This window comes from Actinomyces bouchesdurhonensis, from assembly GCF_900128465.1.
Lineage (GTDB): Bacteria > Actinomycetota > Actinomycetes > Actinomycetales > Actinomycetaceae > Pauljensenia > Pauljensenia bouchesdurhonensis.
Window position 1 is genome coordinate 427,650 of the sequence record NZ_LT635869.1, and the last position, 5,268, is coordinate 432,917.

General features: G+C 65.0%; 4 protein-coding genes and 3 pseudogenes. 4 read left to right on the top strand and 3 right to left on the bottom strand.

From position 1 onward, the window contains the following. A partial coding sequence (locus BQ7477_RS10425) for an AzlD domain-containing protein (RefSeq protein ID WP_073983817.1) occupies positions 1-219 on the bottom strand: 219 nt, incomplete at its 3' end. Then, the gene (locus BQ7477_RS10430) at positions 216-1,040 is read right to left on the bottom strand and encodes an AzlC family ABC transporter permease (protein ID WP_084795797.1); all 825 of its coding nucleotides are present in this window, start codon (positions 1,038-1,040) and stop codon (positions 216-218) included. The genes BQ7477_RS10425 and BQ7477_RS10430, both read right to left, overlap by 4 nt. A gap of 364 nt (positions 1,041-1,404) precedes the next feature. Here BQ7477_RS10430 and BQ7477_RS10435 point away from each other — a divergent pair, with 364 nt between their 5' ends. From BQ7477_RS10435 to BQ7477_RS10450, 4 genes and pseudogenes are all read left to right on the top strand, one after another. Then, complete coding sequence (locus BQ7477_RS10435) at positions 1,405-2,064, top strand: amino acid ABC transporter permease (protein WP_073983818.1); 660 nt, start codon at positions 1,405-1,407, stop codon at positions 2,062-2,064. After that, positions 2,045-2,573: pseudogene (locus BQ7477_RS13165) on the top strand (ABC transporter permease subunit). The gene BQ7477_RS10435 and the pseudogene BQ7477_RS13165 overlap by 20 nt, the downstream one beginning before the upstream one ends. Then, complete coding sequence (locus BQ7477_RS10445) at positions 2,554-3,231, top strand: amino acid ABC transporter permease (protein ID WP_073983819.1); 678 nt, start codon at positions 2,554-2,556, stop codon at positions 3,229-3,231. Before BQ7477_RS13165 ends, BQ7477_RS10445 begins: the two are co-directional and overlap by 20 nt. Further along, positions 3,219-3,943 (top strand): annotated as a pseudogene (locus BQ7477_RS10450) (amino acid ABC transporter ATP-binding protein). Before BQ7477_RS10445 ends, BQ7477_RS10450 begins: the two are co-directional and overlap by 13 nt. Positions 3,944-5,062: 1,119 nt before the next feature. On the opposite strand, the pseudogene BQ7477_RS10455 reads toward BQ7477_RS10450, so the two are convergent. Further along, positions 5,063-5,268: pseudogene (locus tag BQ7477_RS10455) on the bottom strand (ribonuclease H family protein); the annotation flags it as partial.

The following is a 5,268-nucleotide window of genomic DNA, read 5'->3' on the forward strand; positions in this document are numbered from 1 at the left end:
CAGCGCCGCCCACCAGCGCCCGCCCGCCTGCGCGCCCTGGGACAGCGTCGACAGGACCAGGATCGCCATGATGCCCGGCGGCATCCACACGGCCATGTTCTCGACGAAGCGAGAGTCGCGCAACGGCTCCAGGATCTTGAACGGCAGCGCGCGCAGCGTGAAGTCGATGACGAAGACGATCAGGAGGATCCCCAACAGATAGGGCAGGGACGGCGTCACGAGGCCTCCTCGGGCTTTGCCTCGGATGCGCCCGCCTCGGATGCGCCAGCGTCACATGCGCCCGCCTCGGGCGTATCACCCGAGTGCAGGGGATCGGGAGAGCCGAGGATGCCTCGGCGATGGAGAACGTGGCGCACCGCCAAGCAAGCGACGAAAAGGAGGAGCGCGACGAGGAGGTGCTGGCCCGGCGCCACCATAGCCACCGCGAAGGATGCGCCTGCCAAGAGGATCGAGGGCACTTCGCGTCTCGTGCGCGCCGCGTCCAGCGTGAGCGTGATGAACAAGGCCGTGAGCGCGAAGTCCAATCCTTCAATCTGCGTGGGAATCAGCGACCCGGCGAACGCGCCCACCACGCCAGACGTGATCCATGTCAGGTGCAAACAGACCTGCGCGGCTAACAGGCGCGGCTTCGTCCACCCGTTCGGGCGCGCGGATGTCAGAGCGTATGCCTCGTCGACCAGAGCGTATATCGAGAACAACCGCGCGACGCGTCCCTCGATCACGTGCAGCGGAAATGAGAATGCGTAGAACAGGTGGCGGAAGTTCACGAGCAGCATTGTGACAGCGATAACTGCTACGGGTGTGTTCTGTGCGGCCAGGGTGACGACGAGCAGTTCCGCCGACCCCGAGTAGGCGGCCAGCGACAGGGCGGGCGCCATCCACCACGGCAAGCCCAGCTGCATAACCAGAACGCCGTATGCCAGGCCAAGGGGGATATATCCCGCGGCCACGGGCGCCGTGATGCGCAGACCCTCGAGGATCGCGCGGCGGGTAGGGCTAGCCGGCACGGAGAAGTTCACTGTGCGCGGTAGCTTGGGCATGGGAGCAATTTTTGCGCACCGATCCATCCAATTGCGAGCGGGCGCACCGTAGCGTGACGGTTTTAACGCTTTCTTGGGCCCTTGGTCCCGTCCCGGATTTCCGCGGTTTGTCACCGCGCTCGTTTGTCACATAGTTCCAAAACGGGAAACACCCCTCGCAAATGCGCGCTAGCGGTGGAAGCATCAACACCGACGCCGAGGATGCNCTACGGTGACGCCGCGACCCCCGACGACCTGGTCGTCGAAGGCGGCCAGGACACCACCTCCACCAACTAATACGGGTACGAGGCCGTGGCCCCCTGACGGGTCCGCCCGCCGCGGGTGATCGCCCGGCGCGGCCACGGCCTCGTCCCTCCCTGTGCCTATGAATCTTGAGATCCTGGCGCGATACGCGCCCCTCTACGTCGACGCCGCCATCCTCACCCTGAGGATCGCGGCCATCGGTATCGTCGGCTCCCTCGCCCTCGGCCTGCTCGTGGCCGCGATCCGGCACTACCGGATTCCGATCGCCTCCCAGATCGGCGCCGCCTACGTCGAACTGTCGCGTAACACGCCGCTGCTCGTGCAGCTGTTCTTCATCTACTTCGGCCTGCCGCGCGTGGGCATCAAGTGGAGCGGCGAAACCTGCGCGATTGTCGGCCTGATTTTCCTGGGCGGCGCCTACATGGCTGAAGCCCTGCGCTCCGGCCTCGACTCGATCGCCACTATCCAGTGGGAGTCGGCCTCCGCGCTCGGCCTTACGCGCACGCAGACGCTGCGCCACGTTGCCCTGCCGCAGGCCATCGCGACCTCCGTGCCGCCGCTGGCCGCCAACGTCATCTTCCTCATTAAGGAAACTTCCGTCGTCTCGGTCGTCGCGCTGCCCGACCTCGTGTACGTCGCGAAAGACCTCATCGGCATGTCCTACAACACTTCAGAGGCGCTGGTCCTGCTGGTCCTCGCCTACCTGGTGATCCTCCTGCCCGTGTCCATCGCGGCCCGACTGATCGAAAAGAAGGTGCGCCGTGGCGGATTTGGGAATTAACGTCATTGTCGAAGGCCGCAACCTCGTGCGTATCCTCGAGGGCTTGGGCGTCACCGTCGGCATTTCCGCGCTGTCCGTCCTTCTCTCCCTCGTGCTGGGTGTGTTCGTGGGCCTCGGCATGCGCTCGCGTTGGCGTCTCCTGCGCTGGCTCATGCAGCTCTACCTCGAGTTCGTGCGCATCATGCCCCAGCTCGTCCTCCTGTTCGTCGCCTACTTCGGGNTATAAGAGACAGCAGACGCTGCGCCACGTTGCCCTGCCGCAGGCCATCGCGACCTCCGTGCCGCCGCTGGCCGCCAACGTCATCTTCCTCATTAAGGAAACTTCCGTCGTCTCGGTCGTCGCGCTGCCCGACCTCGTGTACGTCGCGAAAGACCTCATCGGCATGTCCTACAACACTTCAGAGGCGCTGGTCCTGCTGGTCCTCGCCTACCTGGTGATCCTCCTGCCCGTGTCCATCGCGGCCCGACTGATCGAAAAGAAGGTGCGCCGTGGCGGATTTGGGAATTAACGTCATTGTCGAAGGCCGCAACCTCGTGCGTATCCTCGAGGGCTTGGGCGTCACCGTCGGCATTTCCGCGCTGTCCGTCCTTCTCTCCCTCGTGCTGGGTGTGTTCGTGGGCCTCGGCATGCGCTCGCGTTGGCGTCTCCTGCGCTGGCTCATGCAGCTCTACCTCGAGTTCGTGCGCATCATGCCCCAGCTCGTCCTCCTGTTCGTCGCCTACTTCGGGCTCACGCGCGTCGCGGGGATCAACCTGAACGGCATCACCGCCTCCATCCTTGTTTTCACCCTGTGGGGTGGCGCCGAAATGGGCGACCTCGTGCGAGGCGCGCTCATCTCGATCCCGCGCCACCAGTACGAGTCCGCGTCCGCCCTGGGGCTCACCCCGAGGCAGACCATGCGCCGCGTCATCCTGCCGCAAACCCTGCGCGCCCTCGCACCCCCGGCCGTCAACCTCATCACCCGCATGATCAAGACGACGTCCCTCGTCGTCCTCATCGGCGTCGTCGAAGTCCTCAAAGTCGGACAGCAGATCATCGACGCCAACCGCTTCAACTACCCGACCGCCTCGCTGTGGATCTACGGCCTGATCTTCGCGCTGTACTTCCTCATCTGCTGGCCCATCTCGCTCCTCTCACGCCACATGGAGAAAACATGGCAGAACTGACCTCCGACCCGCAGGAACGCCTCGCCGACGCGCCGACCGCCGCCCTCTCGCCCGAGCGCGCCACGGCCTCGTCCGTGGACACCCCGCAGCTGCGCCTCGTTGACCTCGACAAGACCTACCCGGGCGGGCACCACGCCCTGCGCGGCGTCTCCCTCGACGTCGCCGACGGTGAAGTCGTTGTTATCGTCGGCCCTTCCGGCTGCGGCAAGTCCACGCTGCTGCGCACGATCAACGGCCTCGAACCCATCAACTCCGGGCAGATCCTCTTCGACGGGACCGATCTGGCGGCTCCCGGCGTCTCCTGGCCCGAGGTGCGCCGCCGCATCGGCATGGTCTTCCAGTCCTACGAACTCTTTCCCCACCTGACCNCCCGCGCCAGCTCTCCGGCGGCCAGCGCCAGCGCGTCGCCATCGTGCGCGCCCTCATGATGAACCCCGAGATTCTCCTCCTCGACGAGGTCACCGCCTCCCTCGACCCGGAGATGGTGCGCGAGGTCCTCGACGTCGTCCTTGAACTGGCGCGCACCGGCATGACGATGCTCATCGTGACGCATGAGATGGGTTTTGCCCGCGCGATCGCCGACCGCATCGTCTTCATGGACGAGGGCCGCATCGTCGAGGTCGACCCGCCGCGCAAGTTCTTCGCGGACCCGTCCTCGGATCGCGCGCGCAAGTTCCTCGACATCTTCAGCTTCGAGGGCGCCAAGCTGTAAGCGCGTCGTGGCTCCTCGCGGAGGGGTCTGAGCGGGGGCGCAGGCCGGTGGCTTGCGCCCCCGTTGCTGTGCTTGTTGCTGTGCTTGTTGCTGTGCGCCCCGGCTGTTTTCCGGGCGCCGGAGGGACCGGCCTTGCTGGGCCCGGCTGCTTGGTGCGCCCGTGGGCGGCGGTGTGCCCGCTCGAAAAGCCACACGTGAGCCTAAAGGCTCGGAGTGATCGATCTCGAAGCCCGGTCAGGCCTTGCCCCGCCCACGGGCGCCGCAGCCTGGATTAGCAGTCGCGCGGCGCTCTCCACACAGCAGGGGATCGGCGCGTCTGGACATTTCCTGATTCAGCTCGACCCGGCGGCGTCCTTCGTGCAGTTTGCTTGTGATGGTGGCATCGATTGACCTGCAGATGCCGCGTTTGTTCTTGTTGATTGGGGCGCTGCACCCGATCCGTAGGCATTGCACCTCTTCTGATCGGGTGCACTGCCACTGATCGGGTGCACTGCCACTGATCGGGTGTAGCGCTAAGTCACGGGCGAAGTGCCCCTTGTGACGCTGACTGGGGGAGGGTGGAAAGATACTCGGCTCGCCGCTGCCGATCACCAGCACCACGATCAGGCCGCGTGGCGGTCTTCTGGTGGGTGTGGCTGCGTGTCCTGGATAGGAGGTTGAGTTCTGGATAGGAAAAGGCTATGCGGATAGGTTACGACGATGCGGATACCTTAATAACCTATCCGCGTGCGCATAACCTATCCGCATGTGCGCAACCTATCCGCATGAGGTGCACTCGGCCGACTGGAGCTCCAGGGGGGACGCGTGCACTGGCTGTCAAGAAGCAACCTATCCGCGTCGCGGCCACGGCCATGGAGCGGTTTCCCAACAATGTCGCACGTAATTTCCCTGTCAATCTTTCAGTAATTGAAATATGGTTGTTGCAATTCCAACGTTTCTGGGCGTAGGCGAAAACTGACCGGAGGAAATTACGTGCGAGATTGCAAGAGAGGGTTGTACGTACCGCGCATGACCGCGAAGTAGTGCCCCGCGGGATTATTCGACGCACCCTGTACCTGCAAGCTGTGTCCGCCCGCGAATGCACGCCCGCCGAGTTCGCCCACGACATGACGCCCCGGCTCAGCCGATCAGCGTCGACTGGTGGTGCACCATGACCAGGCACGCGTCCCCAGAGGTCGCCGGCGCCCACACGCTGGATTCCAGCGACGCGCCACCCTCCCAGCGCACCCGGTAGCGCGTCAGGAACGCGCCGCCCAAGTCCTGTACGTCGATGCGGCCCACGGACGGCGAGGCGGGCGAGGGCCCTCCCAGCGTCGTGGTCGCCG